At 73.6% G+C, this 16,661-nt stretch carries 15 protein-coding genes and 1 pseudogene; 10 read left to right on the top strand and 6 right to left on the bottom strand.

Annotated features, from left to right (window positions below):
- Positions 1-97 precede the first annotated feature (97 nt).
- Positions 98-748, top strand: a complete 651-nt coding sequence (locus tag IO20_RS0100955; protein ID WP_030547648.1) for a biliverdin-producing heme oxygenase — start codon at positions 98-100, stop codon at positions 746-748.
- On the opposite strand, the gene IO20_RS0100950 is transcribed toward IO20_RS0100955, so the two are convergent.
- The 3 genes from IO20_RS0100950 to IO20_RS0100940 form a co-directional block, all read right to left on the bottom strand.
- The gene (locus tag IO20_RS0100950) at positions 738-1,406 is read right to left on the bottom strand and encodes a PhzF family phenazine biosynthesis protein (protein WP_030547649.1); all 669 of its coding nucleotides are present in this window, start codon (positions 1,404-1,406) and stop codon (positions 738-740) included. The genes IO20_RS0100955 and IO20_RS0100950 overlap by 11 nt on opposite strands.
- A gap of 86 nt (positions 1,407-1,492) precedes the next feature.
- Entirely contained in the window at positions 1,493-3,094 is a 1,602-nt protein-coding gene (locus IO20_RS0100945; RefSeq protein WP_030547651.1) for an HtaA domain-containing protein, read from the bottom strand.
- Between the two features lie 53 nt (positions 3,095-3,147).
- Positions 3,148-4,554: an HtaA domain-containing protein gene (locus IO20_RS0100940; protein ID WP_030547653.1), complete on the bottom strand. Its 1,407-nt coding sequence runs from the start codon at positions 4,552-4,554 to the stop codon at positions 3,148-3,150.
- An 80-nt stretch (positions 4,555-4,634) separates the two neighbouring features.
- On the opposite strand from IO20_RS0100940, the gene IO20_RS0100935 reads away from it, so the two are divergent.
- The 7 genes and pseudogenes from IO20_RS0100935 (at position 4,635) to IO20_RS0100905 (ending at position 12,169) form a co-directional block, all read left to right on the top strand.
- A complete protein-coding gene (locus IO20_RS0100935; protein WP_030547656.1) occupies positions 4,635-5,669 on the top strand; it encodes a heme/hemin ABC transporter substrate-binding protein in 1,035 nt (344 codons plus the stop codon).
- Complete coding sequence (locus IO20_RS0100930) at positions 5,666-6,850, top strand: FecCD family ABC transporter permease (protein WP_078945882.1); 1,185 nt, start codon at positions 5,666-5,668, stop codon at positions 6,848-6,850. The genes IO20_RS0100935 and IO20_RS0100930 overlap by 4 nt, the downstream gene beginning before the upstream one ends.
- Positions 6,851-6,927: 77 nt before the next feature.
- Positions 6,928-7,704: pseudogene (locus tag IO20_RS0100925) on the top strand (heme ABC transporter ATP-binding protein); the annotation flags it as partial.
- Between the two features lie 127 nt (positions 7,705-7,831).
- Positions 7,832-8,989, top strand: coding sequence for an iron uptake system protein EfeO (gene efeO / locus IO20_RS0100920; RefSeq protein WP_030547662.1), 1,158 nt, complete (start codon positions 7,832-7,834; stop codon positions 8,987-8,989).
- A 26-nt stretch (positions 8,990-9,015) separates the two neighbouring features.
- Entirely contained in the window at positions 9,016-10,266 is a 1,251-nt protein-coding gene (gene efeB / locus IO20_RS0100915; protein ID WP_030547663.1) for an iron uptake transporter deferrochelatase/peroxidase subunit, read from the top strand.
- 30 nt (positions 10,267-10,296) lie between these two features.
- The gene (gene efeU / locus IO20_RS0100910; protein ID WP_030547665.1) at positions 10,297-11,178 is read left to right on the top strand and encodes an iron uptake transporter permease EfeU; all 882 of its coding nucleotides are present in this window, start codon (positions 10,297-10,299) and stop codon (positions 11,176-11,178) included.
- Positions 11,135-12,169, top strand: coding sequence for an SCO2278 family lipoprotein (locus IO20_RS0100905; RefSeq protein ID WP_051874319.1), 1,035 nt, complete (start codon positions 11,135-11,137; stop codon positions 12,167-12,169). The genes efeU and IO20_RS0100905 overlap by 44 nt, the downstream gene beginning before the upstream one ends.
- A gap of 57 nt (positions 12,170-12,226) precedes the next feature.
- On the opposite strand, the gene IO20_RS0100900 is transcribed toward IO20_RS0100905, so the two are convergent.
- Both IO20_RS0100900 and IO20_RS0100895 read right to left on the bottom strand, forming a co-directional pair.
- Positions 12,227-13,006 carry a bifunctional DNA primase/polymerase gene (locus tag IO20_RS0100900; protein ID WP_030547669.1) on the bottom strand — a complete coding sequence of 260 codons (780 nt, stop codon included), beginning with the start codon at positions 13,004-13,006 and terminating at the stop codon, positions 12,227-12,229.
- 113 nt (positions 13,007-13,119) lie between these two features.
- A complete protein-coding gene (locus IO20_RS0100895; protein ID WP_030547672.1) occupies positions 13,120-13,755 on the bottom strand; it encodes a TetR/AcrR family transcriptional regulator in 636 nt (211 codons plus the stop codon).
- 154 nt (positions 13,756-13,909) lie between these two features.
- Here IO20_RS0100895 and ddaH point away from each other — a divergent pair, with 154 nt between their 5' ends.
- A complete protein-coding gene (gene ddaH, locus IO20_RS0100890) occupies positions 13,910-14,740 on the top strand; it encodes a dimethylargininase (protein ID WP_342668730.1) in 831 nt (276 codons plus the stop codon).
- A gap of 37 nt (positions 14,741-14,777) precedes the next feature.
- Here ddaH and IO20_RS0100885 read toward each other — a convergent pair whose 3' ends face one another.
- A complete protein-coding gene (locus IO20_RS0100885; RefSeq protein WP_030547676.1) occupies positions 14,778-15,761 on the bottom strand; it encodes a small ribosomal subunit Rsm22 family protein in 984 nt (327 codons plus the stop codon).
- 167 nt (positions 15,762-15,928) lie between these two features.
- Here IO20_RS0100885 and IO20_RS0100880 point away from each other — a divergent pair, with 167 nt between their 5' ends.
- Entirely contained in the window at positions 15,929-16,621 is a 693-nt protein-coding gene (locus IO20_RS0100880) for a hypothetical protein (RefSeq protein WP_157854993.1), read from the top strand.
- Positions 16,622-16,661: the final 40 nt, after the last annotated feature.

Raw genomic sequence — 16,661 nt, 5'->3', positions numbered from 1 at the left:
CGTTTACCGACAGGACGTCGGGAACCAGTTGACTTAGGTAAGCCTAACTTGGCAGGATCGTCACTGGTTCCCGTTCCATCGGTCTCGGAGGCACGCCTTGGACACCCCCTTCTCCACCCTGATCCGTACGGCTTCGCACGAGCAGCACACCGAGGCGGAGACGTCGTCCTTCATGGGTGACCTGCTGGGTGGGCGTCTGGCGGTCGACGCGTACGCGCGCTACACGGAGCAGCTCTGGTTCGTGTACCGCGCCCTGGAGGAGGGTGCGGAGGCGCTGCGCGAGGACCCGGTCGCCGGGCCGTTCATACAGCCCGAGCTGTTCCGCACGGCCTCCCTCGAACAGGACCTCGCGCATCTGCGGGGCCCCGGCTGGCGCGCCGGGCTCTCCCCGCTGCCCGCCACCGCCGCGTACGCGGAGCGGGTCGCGGAGTGCGCGCGCGACTGGCCGGCCGGGTACGTGGCCCACCACTACACGCGCTACCTGGGCGACCTGTCGGGCGGTCAGATCATCCGCGACAAGGCGGAGCGCACCTGGGGCTTCGACCGCAAGGGCGACGGCGTCCGCTTCTACGTCTTCGACGAGATCTCCAACCCGGCCGCGTTCAAGCGGGCGTACCGGGAGCTGCTCGACGGGGTGAACGCCGACGACCTGGAGAAGCAGCGGATCGTCGACGAGTGCAAGCGCGCGTTCGACTTCAACAGCGCCGTCTTCCACCAGCTGGGAGGCGAGTTCCCGCTCAGCGCGTGAGCGTTCCTTCCAGGCGGACCCGTCCGCCCAACTCCACGATGCCGTCAGGGCCGGGGGCGGTGAGCAGCTGCGACCCCCGGCCCTGTGTGATGTTCAGGGCCCGGCCGAGCTCCGCCGTGAGCAGCAGGGCCGCCGCGCCGGTCGCCTCGTCCTCGTCGATGCCGTCGCCGCGCCCCGGGAACGCCCGCGCCCTGACGCGGCCCGCGGCCTCCTCCTCCCAGGCCCAGGCGTAGATCCACTCGCCGGGCTCGGGCACGCCGAGGGCGTCCACCTCGGCCGCCGAGCCGTACTGGCGCAGGGTCCGCGGCGGCGCCCACTCCGCGCGCGCCTCGATCCAGGTGAACTCCCCGTCGCCGCGCACCCACACCTCGCCGGCGGGCGGGCACACGACCTCCAGGTCGAGCAGCCAGGCGGCGCCGACGAGCGGGTGTCCGGCGAACGGCAGCCGCAGGCCGGGGGTGTAGATGTCGACGATCCCGCGCTCCGGGTCGTCCACGAACACCGTCTCGCTGAATCCGAGCTCCTTGGCGAGCGCCTGCCGGGAGGACTCGTCGGGGTGGGTACGGGCGTCCCGTACGACTCCGAGCGCGTTGCCGTACCGGCCGTCGCCCGCGCAGAAGACCCGGAGCACGTCGATGTCAGTGGCGGTCGTGTTCATGGCAGGAATTGAACCATTCCGCGACATGGCGGCAGGGCCGCACCGCCGTTTCCGGGGTGCGGCCCTGTCTGCCGGGCGGTGACGGCTCAGGACTCCATCGCGCGGCGGCGTACGGCGACGACGACGGCCGCGCCGGCGGCGGCGAGCAGCCCGGAGGCGCCGAGCAGGAGACCGGTCGGGGTGCCGGAGCCGGTGGCGGCGAGGGCGGCGGAACCGCCGGCCGTACCGGAGCCGCCGACCGTGCCCGCGCCTCCGACGGTTCCGCCGCCGCCCGTGGTGGACGAGCCGCCGGCCGTACCGGATCCGCCGGTGGCGCCGGAGCCGCCCGGGGTGGACGGGCCGCCGGAGGCGGTGGGCAGCGGGGCGTCCTCGTCGGCCGAGAGGGTCACGGTCAGCGGGTCCATGACGGTGCCGGCGGGGTAACCGCCCCGGCCGCCCGGGGCGGTGAAGGTGGCGGAGCCGGCCGCCGTCAGCTTCGCCGGGACGTTCGCGAGGGTGACGACCCCTCCGCGGCCCGTCCAGTCGGCCTTCGACAGGTCGAGGTCGGCGAAGGCCACGTCGTTCCTGGTGCCGGTGGCGGTGGTGACGTCGGCGGTCAGGGTGCCGGAGGAGCCCGTCGCCTTCACCTTGACGTCGCCGATGGTCCAGTCGATGCCGTGCGCGGCGCAGGCGAAGGCGAGCTCGCCGGTGAACGCCGCGTCCAGCTTGCGGGCGTCGGCGTCGAGGTCCGCCTTGGCGTAGCCGAAGTCGTAGGACGAGCCGTTCCTCGTCACGCCCCCGGAGGGGGTGACCGTGCCGCCGCAGATGTCGCGGATGTAGTTCTGCCAGCTCTGCTTCACCCCCCAGGTCAGCCTGCCGTCGACGACACCGGCGGGAGCGGTGGTGGTGGGGGCGGGGCTCGTCGGCGCGGTGGTCGGCGGCGCCGTGGTGGCGGGCGCGGTGGTCGGCGTCGCCGTCGTCGGAGGGGCGGTCGTGGGAGGCGCGGTGGTCGGGGGCGGGGTCGTCGGCGGGGCGGTCGTCGGGGGCGCGGTGGTCGGCCTGCCGCCCGCCTTCACCGTCAGCGTGGCGGCGTCGAGCGCGTCGCCCTCCTTGTAGAAGCCCGCGAACGCCGCCGCGCCGTCCTTCGTCAGCTTCGCCGGTATGTCCTTGAACACCATGGCGCCGCCCGCACCCTGGGCCGGTCGGACGCCGGCCATGTCGAGGGCGGCGAAGGCGATGTCCTGGCGGGTGCTGAAGGAGCCGTCCTTCTCCTTGGTGACGATGTCGGCGGTGATCTCGCCGGTCGGCGCCGCCGAGCCCTTCGTGGACAGCCTGACGTCCGAGATCCGGATGTCGAGGACGCCCGAGTGGGCTTCGAAGTGGACGCCGCCCTTGAAGGAGTTGGCGGTGCCGTGGGTGGTCGTGTCGTAGGTGCCGGTGCCGTCGACGAAGGTGAAGACCCCGTGGTTCGCGGCCTGCGTGGCACCCCCTTCGACGGTGGTCTTGCCGTGGGCGAAGGGCTGCGCCAGGTACGAGCGGAAGGACTGCTTGATGCCCCAGTCGAGGGTGCCGTCGCTCAGCGTCATCGGGGGCGGCGGCGCGGTGTCGGCGGCGGCGGGCAGGGCGAGGGCGAGGGCGCCCGTACCGAGGGCGGCGGCCGTGGTGACGGCGGCGGCCCGGGTGACGGAACGGCGCGAGAAGGTGGCCATGACGGTGGTTCTCCTAGGTGGGACGCGGGCGCGAGGGGGGTGCGCGGGGAGTGTCAGTGCGTGGGGGTGCCGGTACGGCGACGACGTACGGCGGTGAGGACCGCGAGCACGGCGCCGAGGAGCACGACGGCGCCGATCGCGGCGTACACGCCGGTGGAGGAGTCGGAGGTCGCGGCGGTCGCGGCGGAGGGGGCGGCCCGCTTCGAGGGGGCGGCGGACGGCGTGGTCTCGCTGCCGAGGTCCGGGAGCGGGGGCAGCTGGGCCTGTGTGTCGACGGCGACGGCCAGGGACACCGGGTCCATCGCGGTCCCGGCCCTGTACATCCCGCCGAAGGCCCTGGCGCCGCCCTCGGTGAGGGTGGCGGGGGCCTCGGCGACGGCGGCGAGGCCGTTCTTCGGGGCGAGGTCCGGGGCGGCGAAGGTGACGAGGGGAACGGCCTTCTCGGTCTTCCCCGCGCTGGTCACGTCGGCGCCGAGGGTGCCGGTGCCACCGCTCACCTTCACGGTGATCCGGTCGAGCGTGAGGTCCAGATGGGCGCCGGTGAAGCGGACACCGCCCGAGAACGCGGCGTCCAGGGTTCCCTTCTCCGGGTCGTACGTGCCCTTGCCGCTCGGGAAGCGGAAGAGCGCGCCGCCGTCCTGGGCGCCGCCGGCGAGGGTCCACTTCCCCTCGGAGACGGCGCCGGTGACGTACTCGCGGAAGGTGCGGCGCACCCCCCAGTCGACGGCCGCGGTGCGCAGGCTCCCGAGGGCCGCGCCCGCGGTTGCCGAGGCGGTCGCGGCGGGCTTGGCGGTCGGCTCGACGGCCGGCGGTGCGGAGGTCGGCTTCCGCTGAGGGGACGTGACGTCGACCGTGAGGGAGACGGGGTCGAGCGGGGTGCCGGCCGGGTAGTAGCCGGCGAAGGCGGCGGCGCCCTGCGCGGTGAGGGTGGCGGGTACCCCGGCGAGCGCGACGGGGCTGCCGCCGCCCCGCATGTCGATGCCGCCGAGGTTCAGGGTGGCGAGCGGCACCCGGGCGGTGACGGTCACCTTGCCGCTGCCCTTGGCCTTGCTCGCCATGTCGGCGTAGAGGGTGCCCTGTCCGCCCTGGATCCGGACCCGGGGGCGACTGATGGTGAGGTCCAGCTCGTCGGTGCCGTCCGCCTTGCGGTGGCCGGTGAAGCGGACGCCGCCGGAGAAGGCGGCCTCGAAGGCGCCGCTCTCCGGGTCGTACGAGCCCTGTGCGGAGTGGAAGCGGAACTGGCCGCCGCCGACGGTGGCGGCTCCGCCGGTGAGTCCGTAACTCCCTTGCGCGATGGGCCCGGTGACGTAGCTCTGGAAGGAGGACTTGATGCCCCAGTCCAGCCGTCCGCCCTGCACCGTGCGGCTCTCCGCGTGGGCGGCACCGGCCGGGACGAGGGCGGCGAGCAGGGCCGCGAACAGGGTCACGGCAAGCGCGCGGGCAGGTCTGGGCAGCGGCATGGAACCCCTCCGAGGACTGACTAGTAAGGTAAGGCTAACCTAAGTCACATCGAAGGAAACGAACGACAGGACGGTGCCCGGTGCGCAGAACTCGCCTCGCGGGAGCGCTGACAGCAGTGCTCGCCCTCGCCTTCGCGGCGACCGGCTGCGGAAACGGAAGCGGGGGCGCCCCCGGCCGAGGAGGCAGCGGCGGCTCGGCCCCCGTCGGCGCCGCCACCGGAACCGCCGCCGCCCCCGACCGGGTCGAGCCGCTCGCCGCCCCCGCCTCGCCCCGACTGCCCGTCACCGTCCCCTCGGCCGACGGACGCACGGTCACCGTCACCTCCACCGAGCGGATCGTGCCGCTCAGCGGCGGCCTCAGCGAGATCGTCTTCACCCTCGGCCTCGGCGGCCGGGTCGTCGCCCGCGACATCACCGCCACCTTCGAACAGGCCGCGGACCTCCCGGTGGTGACCCGGGCCCATGACGTCTCCGCCGAGAGCGTGCTCTCGCTCCGGCCCACCCTGGTCCTCACCGAGAGCACCACGGGGCCCGCCGAGGCCGTCGCGCAGATCCGGGACGCGGGCGTCCCGGTCGTGGTCGTGAAGCCCGCGAAGGGACTCGCCGACGTCGGCACCCGGATCGACGCCGTCGCCGCCGCCCTCGGGGTACCGGACTCCGGCAGCGCGCTCGGGAAGCGCACCCGGGAACGGATCGACGCCGTACGGAAGGGGATTCCGGCCCGCGAGGAGAAGCCGCGGGTGGCCTTCCTGTACGTACGCGGCTCGGCCGCCGTCTACCTCCTCGGAGGGGCCGGGTCCGGCGCGAGCTCCCTCCTCGAAGCGGCGGGAGCGGTCGACGCTGGCAAGGAGTCGGGCCTGACGAAGGACTTCACCCCGATCACCAGCGAAGCCCTGGCCAAGGCCGCGCCCGACGCGATCCTCGTCATGAGCAAGGGCCTCGCCTCCGTCGGCGGGATCGACGGCCTGGTCGAGGTCCCGGGCGTCGCGGAGACCCCGGCGGGGGCCGACCGCCGGGTCGTCACCGTCGACGACGGCGTCCTCCTCAACTACGGCCCGCGCACCGACCAGGTGCTGAAGTCCCTGGTCGGTCAGTTGTACGGGGAGAAGAAGTGACGACGCTCCAGAAGACTCCGGGCGCCGCGGAGAGTCGGGCAAGCCGGGAAAGCCGAGAGAGCCCGGAGAACCCGGAGGCCACCGACACACGCGGCACCCACGGCTCACCCGACTCACCCGACTCACCCCGGACCGCCGAAGCCGCCCCCCGGCGCCGCTCCACCGCCACCCCCCTCACCGCGGGCCTGCTCGCCGCCCTGCTCCTGCTCGCCCTGCTCTCCGCCGGGACCGGGGCGTACGGGATCCCGCTCGGGGACGTCCTCTCCTCCGTACAGCACCGGATCGGGCTCGGCGGGCACGCGCTCGACCGCACGGCCGAGAGCGTCCTGTGGAACATCCGGCTCCCCCGGGTCGTCCTCGCCGTCCTCGTCGGCGCCTCCCTCGGCTGCGCGGGCGCCCTGATGCAGGGCGTGTTCGGCAACCCGCTCGCCGAGCCGGGCGTCATCGGCATCTCCTCGGGAGCCGCCGTCGGCGCGGTCGGCGCGGTCGTGCTCGGGCTCACCTTCCTCGGCAACTGGACCGTGTCCGTCTGCGCCTTCGCCGGCGGCCTCGTCACCGTGCTCCTCGTCTACGCGATGTCCCGCTCGGGCGGCCGGACCGAGGTGGTGACGCTGATCCTCACCGGTATCGCGGTGACCGCCTTCGCGGGCGCCCTGATCGGCCTGTTCCTCTTCTTCGCCGACGACGCGCAGATCAGCCAGATCACCTTCTGGCAGCTGGGTTCGCTCGCCCAGGCCACCTGGCCCAAGGTCCTCGCCGTCCTGCCGTGCGCGCTGGTCGGCCTGGCGGTCGCCCCCTTCCACGCCCGCCGCCTCGACCTGCTCGCGCTCGGCGAACGGCCCGCGCGCCACCTGGGCGTGGACGTGGAACGGCTCAGGATCGCCCTGATCCTGGTCGTGGCGCTGCTCACCGCGGCGGCGGTCGCGGTCTCCGGGATCGTCACCTTCGTCGGCCTCGTCGTCCCGCACGTGCTGCGGATGGCGAACGGGCCCGGTCACCGCTTCCTGATCCCGGGCAGCGCGCTCGGCGGAGCGGTCGCGCTCACCGCGGGCGATCTGGCGGCCCGGACGATCGCCGCTCCGGCCGAACTCCCGCTGGGCGTGCTCACCGCCCTCATCGGCAGCCCGTTCTTCTTCTGGCTGCTGCGCAGGACCCGTCGCAAGCAAGGTGGTTGGGCATGATCCGCGCCGTTCTCGGAAGGGGCGGTCTCAGGGGTCGTACGCGCACCCTCCCCGTCCCCGTCCCGGCCGGCGGCCTCGTCGCGGAGGTCGTCGGCGCGCGGATCGCGCTCGGGCGGCGGCCGGTGCTCGACGGGGCCGGGCTCACGGTGCGGGCCGGGGAGGTGCTCGCGCTCGCCGGGCCGAACGGGGCCGGCAAGTCGACGCTGCTCGGCGTCCTCGCGGGGGACCTCGTCCCGGACGCGGGGGAGGTACGGATCGGGGACCGGCCGGTCGGCGCCTGGACCGCGCCCGAACTCGCCCTGCGCCGCGCCGTGCTGCCGCAGGCGGCCGCGCTGTCCTTCCCCTTCCCGGTCGCCGACGTGGTGCGGATGGGCCGGGCCCCGTGGGCGGGGACGGACCGGGAGGACGAGGACGAGGCGGCCGTGGCGGAGGCCATGGCGGCGGCCGAGGTGACGGGGTTCGCCGCCCGCCCCTTCCTGGCGCTGTCGGGCGGCGAACGGGCCCGGGTCGCCCTGGCCCGGGTGCTCGCCCAGCGGACGGGGCTGCTGCTCCTCGACGAGCCGACGGCCGCGCTCGACCTGCGCCATCAGGAACTGGTGCTCCGGCTCTGCCGTGAACGCGCGGCGGCCGGGGCCGCGGTGGTGGTGGTGCTGCACGACCTGGGGCTCGCCGCGGCCCATGCCGACCGGGTCGCGATCGTGCACGGCGGCCGGGTCGCGGCGGACGGGCCGCCGTCGGAGGTCCTCGACGAGGAGCTGCTCGGCCGGGTGTACCGGCAGCCGGTGGAGGTGTTCCCGCACCCGCGGACCGGGGTCCCCCTCGTCGTACCGAAAAGGACGGTTCCGGGTGCTTGACCGACTGTTGACCCTTTCTTAGGTAAGCCACGGCTAAGTTGGGTCCGCCTCGGCCCCGCACCGCCCCCGTACCGAGCACGTCCTCAGCCCTGCCCTCTGCCCCGCACCCCGCCTTCCTGGAGCCCTCATGCGAGCCGTCCGCCTCTCCGTCGTCACCGCCGCCGCGACCGCGGCCGCTCTGACCGCCGTCACGGGCTGCACCGAGAAGAGCGACGCCAAGGGGGAGGACGGCACGATCACCGTCGTCGCCAAGGACGACTCCTGCGAGGTGTCGAAGAAGGACTTCCCGGCCGGCCACGTCAGGCTCGCCGTCGAGAACCGCGGCTCGAAGGTCACCGAGGTCTACGTCCTCTACCCGGACGACCGGATCGTCACCGAGCGCGAGAACATCGGCCCCAGCACCAAGGCCACCGTCACCGCCGAGATCAAGCCCGGCGACTACGCGATCGTCTGCAAGCCCGGCATGACGGGGGCGGGCATCCGCCAGCAGGTCAGGGCCACCGGCGCCGGCGCCTCGTCCGTCCCGCGTTCGCCCGGCATGGACGCGGCCGTCGCCGCCTACCGCCAGTACGTCCAGGCGCAGGCCGACGCGACCCTCCCCAAGGTGAAGGTCTTCACCGACGCCGTCCGCGCCGGTGACATCGAGGCCGCGAAGAAGGCCTACGCCGAGTCCCGCATCGGCTGGGAGCGCACCGAGCCCGTCGCCGAGTCCTTCGGCGACATCGACCCCAAGGTCGACGTCCGCGAGGACGGCCTCGAAGCGGGTCAGGACCCGGCGAAGGACTGGACCGGCTGGCACCGCCTGGAGAAGGCGCTCTGGCAGGACAAGAAGATCGGCGCCGCCGAGAAGACCCTCGCCGACACCCTCGACAAGGACCTCGCGGACTGGGTGAAGCGGGTCGGCAAGGCCGAGATCACCCCGACCTCCATGGCCAACGGCGCCAAGGAGCTCCTGGACGAGGTCGCCACCGGCAAGGTCACCGGCGAGGAGGAGCGCTACTCCCACACCGACCTCGTCGACTTCAAGGCCAACGTCGAGGGCGCGCAGAAGTCCTTCGAGCTGCTCAAGCCGGTCGCCGCGAAGAACGACGCGAAGCTCGTGGCCGAACTGGACAAGCAGTTCGCCGCGCTGAACACGCTGCTCGACAAGTACCGCACGGACAAGAACAGCTACGTCTTCACCTCGTACGACAAGGTCGGCCCGGCCGAGCGCAAGGAGCTGTCGGACGGCGTCAACGCGCTGGCCGAGCCGCTCTCCAAGCTCGCCGCCGCCGTCGTCAAGTAGTCGAGCCTTCACGGAAGGACGGGGACATGTCCGAGGACGACAGGGAAGCCGAAGCCACGGCGCCCTCCCGCCGTACGGTGATCGCCCTGGGCGGTGCCGGGCTCGCCGCCGCGGCAGGCGGCGCGGCCCTGCTGGCCGCTGACGGGGACGCCCCCGTCCCGGTCGCCGACGGCGGCTCCGCCGTGCCGTTCCACGGCACGCACCAGGCCGGCATCGCCACTCCCGTGCAGGACCGGCTGCACTTCGCGGCCTTCGACGTGCGGACGGAGGACCGCGCCGAGGTCGTCCAGCTCCTCAAGGACTGGACACGGGCCGCCGAGCGCATGACGGCCGGCGCCGAGGTCGGCGGCGGCGCGTACGGCGGGCTGCCGGAGGCGCCGCCCGACGACACCGGCGAGGCCCTGGGCCTCAAGCCGTCCCGTCTCACCCTCACCATCGGCTTCGGCCCCACGCTCTTCGACGGGCGCTTCGGGCTGAAGGACAAGCGGCCCGGGGCGCTGGTGGAGCTGCCCAGGTTCCCCGGCGACAACCTGGATCCGGCGCGCAGCGGCGGTGACCTGTGCGTCCAGGCGTGCGCGGACGACCCGCAGGTCGCGGTGCACGCCATCCGGAACCTGGCGCGGATCGGCTTCGGCAAGGTCGCGGTGCGCTGGTCCCAGCTGGGCTTCGGCAAGACGTCGTCGACGACCCCCGACGCCCAGACGCCGCGCAACCTGTTCGGCTTCAAGGACGGCACCCGCAACATCGCGGGCACCGACACCGAGCGGCTCGCGAAGCACGTGTGGGTCTCCGGCAGGGACGCCGAGGGCGGCGCCGCCTGGATGGACGGCGGCTCGTACCTCGTCGCCCGCCGCATCCGGATGAACGTCGAGACCTGGGACCGTACGCCGCTCGCCGAACAGGAGGACATCTTCGGCCGCGACAAGCGCGAGGGCGCTGCGGTCGGCAAGGCGAGGGAGCACGACGAGCCGTTCCTGAAGGCGATGAAGCCGGACGCGCACGTCCGGCTCGCGCACCCGGACAGCAACGGCGGGGCGACGCTCCTGCGGCGCGGCTACTCCTTCACCGACGGCACGGACGGGCTCGGGCGGCTCGACGCGGGCCTGTTCTTCCTGGCGTACCAGCGGGACGTCCGTACCGGCTTCGTCCCGGTGCAGACCTCGCTGGCCTCCGACGTCCTCAACGAGTACATCCAGCACGTGGGTTCGGCGCTGTTCGCGATCCCGCCGGGCGTCCGGGACAGGGACGACTGGTGGGGCCGTGCGCTGTTCTCGTGACTCCTCAGGTACCCCAGGGAGGGAACCGGCGTGTTCGGCAACTATCTGATCGGCCTGCGCGAAGGCCTTGAGGCCAGTCTGGTCGTCTGCATCCTCATCGCGTACCTGGTGAAGACCGGCCGGCGGGACGCCCTGAGGCCGATCTGGATCGGCGTCGGCGTGGCCGTCGGCGTGTCCCTGGCCTTCGGCGCCGGTCTCGAGTTCGGCTCGCAGGAGCTGACGTTCGAGGCGCAGGAGCTGCTCGGCGGCACGCTGTCGATCGTCGCCGTCGTCCTCGTGACCTGGATGGTCTTCTGGATGCGGCGCACGGCCCGGCACCTCAGGGACGAGCTGCACGGCAAGCTGGACGCGGCCCTGCGGATGGGCACGGGGGCCCTGGTCGCCACCGCCTTCCTGGCGGTGGGCCGAGAGGGCCTGGAGACGGCCCTCTTCGTCTGGGCTTCGGTACGGGCCTCGTCCGACGGCTCGTACGCGCCGCTGACCGGGGTCCTCCTCGGGCTGCTCACGGCGGTGCTGCTCGGCTGGCTGTTCTACCGGGGCGCGCTCAGGATCGACCTGGCGAGGTTCTTCACCTGGACCGGCGGGATGCTGGTCGTGGTGGCGGCAGGGGTGCTCGCGTACGGCGTGCACGACCTCCAGGAGGCCCGCTTCCTCGACGGCCTCGCGAACAAGGCCTTCGACGTCTCGGCGACGATCCCGCCGGACAGCTGGTACGGCACGCTCCTCAAGGGCGTCTTCAACTTCCAGCCGGACCCGACGGTCCTTCAGGTCACGGTGTGGGCGCTGTATCTGGTCCCGACGCTCGCGCTGTTCCTGGCCCCGATAGGGTCGGGTCCGTCCGCGCGGGTGAAGAAGCAGAAGGCGACCGATGAGAAGGCTGACGCTGAGGCGAGCGCCGGGACGACCGCTTGAGCGGTGGTCGGCACGGCCTGTGAGGCTCCTTGCGGCGACGGCGGCCGCGACCGCCCTCGCCCTGACGGCGAGCGGCTGTGTGACGGTGCACGGCGAGCTCGCCCTGATGCCGCCGGCGACGAAGGCCGAGGCCGCGCAGGCACTCGCCGACTTCACGAGCGCCTACAACCGGGCCGACAAGGCGTACGACCCGGCCCTCGTCGCGGGCCGGGTCACCGGTCCGCTCGGGGAGATCAACCAGGCGGGCCTGCGCGCGGGGGCGGTCACGAGCCCGGGCGGCAACCCGAATCACCAGCCCCTCGAACTGACGGACGCGCGGTTCGTCCTGCCCCGCAAGGCGGGCTGGCCGCGCTGGTTCCTCGCGGACACCGACGCCAACCGGGACGCCGCGGGCTCCGAGGACCAGCGCTGGATCCTGGTCTTCGTCCGCAACGGGCCGCAGCAGCTGTGGGAGGTCGCCCACCTGGTGATCCTCACCCCCTCCGAGGTGCCGGAGTTCGCCGAGGAGGACGGGTACGCGGTGCCGGTCGAGGCGGACAGCGACGCTTACGCGGTCGCGCCCCAGGACCTCGGCGGGCAGTACGCCTCGTTCCTGAAGGACGGGCGGCCGGGGACGTTCGCGGCGGGGCCGCACACGACGGCGTGGCGCGAGCAGCGGCAGAAGGCGGCCAAGCGGCCGGGACTCGCCACCCAGTACCTCGACCGGGCCGCGAACCAGGGCGACTTCGCGCCGCTCGGACTGCGGACGAAGGACGGCGGCGCGCTCGTCTTCTTCGCGACCCGGTACTTCGAGCGGCAGACGGCGGCGCCGGGCTACCGGCCGAAGGTCGACCCGGGCGTCAAGGCGCTGCTGACCGGCGAGGTCAAGAACACGGTCACCAAGGAGTGGGTGTCCGACCAGGTGGTCCTGGTGAAGCCGGCGGGCACGGACCGCGACGCGGTGACGGTCACGGGCCGGCTCCAGGGCGTGGTGGGCGCACAGGGCTCGTAGGGCCCTCAACGGCCGGCCCGCTGGGTCAGGCGGACAGCAGATCAGCGGGTCAGCGGGTCAGCGGGTCAGCGGCCAGGCGATCTCGTGGGCCGTGTGCTCCCCGTCCCCGTCCGCCTCGCGCTGCGCCGCGTGCCGCGCACAGGCGTCCTGGAGCGTGTCCAGGAGGTTCAGCGGGTCGGGCAGCGGGTGCTCGGGGCCGCGGAGCCAGGCGACGACCGGATGGGCGCTCTCGTCCCCGGGAAGCCGGGCGGGCGGTACGAGGACGTAGCTGCCGCGGCAGTGCCAGCGCAGCCCCGGGTGCTCGTCCATCGTCTCCGGGTGGCAGTCGAGCTCACACGGCCACCACTCGTCCTCGTCCTCGGGGGTGCCGCGGGTGGCGGTGAAGAAGAGCATCCGCCCGCCGAGGGTGTCGGCGTCGGCGGACTCGGCGACGGGCCCGACCTCGACGCCGTCGGCGAGCAGGCGCTCCAGGGCGGCCCGGCCGGCCGCCATCGGTACGTCGAGGACGTCGTGGACCATGCCGGTGGAAGTGACGAAGTTCGCCTCGGGCTCGTTGCGGGCCCAGCGCTCGATCTGGGCGCGGTCGGTGGTCGACTGGGTCTGCCAGGCGAAGGAGACCGGGTGCCGGCCGGGGGTGGGACAGCCGATCCGCTCACAGGAGCAGCTGTAGCCCACGGGGTACGCGGCGGGGGCCAGGGGCAGCCCTGCGGCGGCGACGGCCAGGAGCAGCTTCTCGCGGTCGTTCTCGTCGTCGGCCGCGGTGCGTTTGGGGCGCCTGCGCAGCCACTGTGCGAGTTTGCTCTCCGTGCCGCGGTAGCGGCCGATGCCGTCGCCCATCTATCCCCTCACAGCTCATGCTCGCCCGTTCGGCTCCTCCCATGGTCCCACCATCCTGCGCCTCAGGTGACCGGAGTGTGGAACCGGGGTGGGGAACCGGTGTGCGCACGGGGTCAGGGGCGGGGGGCGAGCCCGCGCAGGACCTGGTCGACGAGGGCGTCGGCGTAGCCGTGGGTGAGCGGCAGGGTGCGGTGCGCCCAGCGGTGGTGGAGGGGGCCGACGAGCAGTTCGAGGGCGATGCGGGGGTCGGCGTCGGGGTCGACGTCGCCCGCGGCCTGGGCCGCCTCGATGCGGCGGGCGTAGTACTGGAGCTGGGGTTCGAGGAGGGCCTCGGTGAAGCGGGCGCCGAGCTCGGGGTCGACGATGCCCTCGGCTGCGAGGGCGCGGGTGGGGAGGTCGAAGGCGGGGTCGTTCATCTCGTCGACGGTGGCGCGCAGGACGTACTTGAGGTCGGCGGCGAGGTCGCCGGTGTTCGGGATCTCACCGGCCCCTTCCCCGCCGGGGGCGTCCAGCCCCGCTGCTTCGTTGGCCCGCGCGGCCAGGTCGAGGAAGGCGTCGAGGAGGACGGCGGCCTTGGAGGGCCACCAGCGGTAGATGGTCTGCTTGCCGACGCCGGCGCGGGCGGCGATGCCCTCGATGGTGGTCCTGGCGTAGCCGGTCTCGGAGACGAGGGCGAGGGCGGCGTCGAAGATGGCGCGGCGGGAGCGCTCGCTGCGCCGGGAGGCGTCGGGGGCCTTGGTGTCGGACATGACCCCAATCTAACAGCGCCGAGACGGTACGTCTCGCCTGTGCGGGTGGTCCCCGAACCACCCGAACGGTCCACAGCGTGCGGGGCTCCGAGGGCGGAACATGGGGTCCACCGATCTCCGGTTCTTACGTCCGCCCGTCCGTGAGGAGCCCTCATTGCGCCCCACCCCGCGCTCGTCCTCGCCCCGCCGTTATCTGATGTGCCCACCCGCACACTTCGCGGTGACGTACTCCATCAACCCCTGGATGGACCCCACGAAACCGGTCGACCTGCCGCTCGCCCTCACCCAGTGGGAGGACCTGCGCGACCGCTACCGCGCGCTCGGCCACACCGTCGAGCTCCTCACGCCCGACCCGGCGCTGCCGGACATGGTCTTCGCGGCGAACGGCGCCACCGTCGTCGGCGGCCGCGTCCTCGGCGCGAGGTTCGCCCACGCGGAACGCGCGGCCGAGGCGGGTGCGCACCTGTCCTGGTTCCGCGGAAACGGCTGGGCGGACGACGCCGTACGGGTCCCGGAGCACGTGAACGAGGGCGAGGGCGACTTCGCCGTCACCGCCTCCTGGATCCTCGCAGGACGCGGCTTCCGCTCCAGCCCGCTCGCCCACGGCGAGGCGCAGGAGTTCTTCGGCCGCCCGGTGATCGGTCTGGAGCTGGTGGACCCGCGCTACTACCACCTGGACACCGCGCTGTGCGTCCTGGACGACGCCCGGGACGAGATCATGTACTACCCGGACGCCTTCTCCCCCGGCAGCCGCGCGGTGCTGGCCCGGCTCTTCCCCGACGCCCTGATCGCGACGGCCGCGGACGCGGCGGCCCTCGGTCTGAACGGGGTGAGCGACGGCCTCAACGTCCTCCTCCCGCAGGCGGCGGTGGGCCTCTTCGAGCCGCTGCGCGAGCGGGGCTTCGAGCCGATCGGCATGGACCTGGGCGAATTCCTCAAGGGCGGCGGCAGCGTGAAGTGCTGCACCCAGGAGCTGCGGCCCTGAAGCGGTCCTGAGCCCCGCCGGCGACCGGCCGGCCTCCTCAGCCCTCGTCGTCCGGGGGCCAGGAGTCGCCCCACTCGGCGTCACGGGCCTGCTTGTACAGAGGCCCGTGGCGCTTGGTGACCGTCTCCCGCGCGAGCCCGTCGGGGCCGCACAGTTCCAGGAGCACCAGGCCCTTGCGGATCTGTGGCCTGCGGGTGATGCGGGAGACCGTCGGGGCCGCCGGTTCGCGGGTCGCCGCCACGTAGCTGTACTTCTCGTCCTCGTACGGCAGCGAGCCGCCCTTCACCTGCCGGTGCAGCGAGGACCTGCTCACCCGGGCCGAGAAGTGGCACCAGTCCGCGCCCGGCTCGATCGGGCAGGCCCCGCTGTGCGGGCAGGGGGCGGCGACGGTGAACCCGGCGTCGACGAGGAGGGTGCGGGCGGCCATGATCCGCTCGTAGCCGTCGGGGGTGCCGGGCTCGACGATCACCACGGTCCTGGCCGCGCGCGCCGCCTCGGCCACGAGCGCCGCCCGGTCGGCCTCGGTCAGCTCCTTGAGGACGTACGAGACGGTGACGAGGTCCGTTTCCGCGAGCCGCAGCCCGCCGCCGATCCTGGCCGTGCGCCACTCGGCGTCCAGGGTGCCGGCCGCGAGTTCGCGGCCGAGCGCGAGGGCCGGTTCCGCCCAGTCGAGGACGGTGCTGCGGGGCGGCGCGTCCTCCCAGGCCTCGGCGACGGCCCAGCTCGCCGCGCCCGTCCCCCCGCCGACGTCGGTGTGGGTACGGGGTTCCCAGTCGGGCATGGCCGCGCACAGCGCGCCGAGGGCGCCCCGTACCGCCTCGAAGGTCGCCGGCATCCGGTACGCGGCGTACGCGGCGACGTCGGAGCGGTCGCGCAGCACGGGGGCGTCCGTCGGGGTGGTGCCCCGGTAGTTGGCGATCAGCCGCTCGACGGCCTGGGCGGCCCGGCGGGGCGGCAGCCCGTCGAGGAGCCCGGCGAGGGCGGCGCGCAGGGAGTCGGCGGAGGGGGCGGAGGCGTTCACCTCGACATTTTAGGCGGTGGAGCGCGGGCCGGCGGCCGAGCCCGCCTCCTGGGCACCGGCGGCCACGAGCGACCGTGCGGGCCTGCGGAGTTGGTCGATCTCCCGCCGATGATGTTGGGTGTTCATGCCAAGTTGATCACTTGTCATCGGATGCATGAGGAGTTCAGGTGAAGGCTGCCGTACGGGGGACTGTCGTGGCGACGGCACTGGCGTTCGCGCTGGCGGGATGCGGTACGGAGGGGGATCCGGCGCCGGGGAGCACGAAGCCCGCGGCCGTTCCCGGCGCGAACCAGCAGGGGGCGGAGCAGGGGGGCGAGCAGGGGGCGGATGCGCCGCGGCCCCTCATGCTGGACGCGACCGGACTGCTGAACGCACTGCCGATCGAGTCCCAGGTTGGCGACGTCATGGTCGGCGGCGACCCCTTCGTCGTCCAGGAGGGCGAGGCCGCCGAGTACTGCGCCCAGGAGGAAGGAATCTCCTGCGCGGGTCTCGTCGCCGCCTCCGGGAAGGACATGGAGGCTCGGGGCAACTCCGACGGCGCCCGCGTGGAGTTCCGGCTCTTCTCGTTCGAGACGGCCGATCAGGCGAAGGCGGCGATGAAGGGCCAGGTGGACCGGTGGCGGAAGGCGGACGCCTCCTCCGGCGGCCGCTGGCAGCAGAAGACCGTGGACTCCGGGGCCGACGAGACCGAGGCGGTCCGGGACGACGAGGTCGACGTCGACGTCGTGGTCATGCGCCTGGGCACCGTCGTGGCGCACATCGTCGCGAGCGACGTCCTGCCCGACAACGTGCGGCACTCCGCCGTGGTCCAGGCCAGCCAGGTCCAGGCCCTCGGCGAGACCGGGAGCCGGGGGTACTGACCCCCGGGACACCCAGGGACCCGCCCGGCACCGTCCCGCC

It is taken from the genome of Streptomyces exfoliatus, from assembly GCF_000725545.1.
GTDB lineage: Bacteria > Actinomycetota > Actinomycetes > Streptomycetales > Streptomycetaceae > Streptomyces > Streptomyces exfoliatus.
The sequence above is the reverse complement of the archived record's forward strand: the minus strand, read 5'-3'. Positions and strand labels throughout refer to the sequence as shown.

Excerpts from the sequence above, each read along its gene's own strand:
- IO20_RS0100950 (WP_030547649.1), bottom strand. The coding sequence starts at position 1,406 with ATGAACACGACCGCCACTGACATCGACGTGCTCCGGGTCTTCTGCGCG.
- IO20_RS0100945 (WP_030547651.1), bottom strand. The coding sequence starts at position 3,094 with ATGGCCACCTTCTCGCGCCGTTCCGTCACCCGGGCCGCCGCCGTCACC.
- IO20_RS0100940 (WP_030547653.1), bottom strand. The coding sequence starts at position 4,554 with ATGCCGCTGCCCAGACCTGCCCGCGCGCTTGCCGTGACCCTGTTCGCG.
- efeO (WP_030547662.1), top strand. The coding sequence starts at position 7,832 with ATGCGAGCCGTCCGCCTCTCCGTCGTCACCGCCGCCGCGACCGCGGCC.
- efeB (WP_030547663.1), top strand. The coding sequence starts at position 9,016 with ATGTCCGAGGACGACAGGGAAGCCGAAGCCACGGCGCCCTCCCGCCGT.
- IO20_RS0100905 (WP_051874319.1), top strand. The coding sequence starts at position 11,135 with ATGAGAAGGCTGACGCTGAGGCGAGCGCCGGGACGACCGCTTGAGCGG.
- IO20_RS0100900 (WP_030547669.1), bottom strand. The coding sequence starts at position 13,006 with ATGGGCGACGGCATCGGCCGCTACCGCGGCACGGAGAGCAAACTCGCA.
- IO20_RS0100895 (WP_030547672.1), bottom strand. The coding sequence starts at position 13,755 with ATGTCCGACACCAAGGCCCCCGACGCCTCCCGGCGCAGCGAGCGCTCC.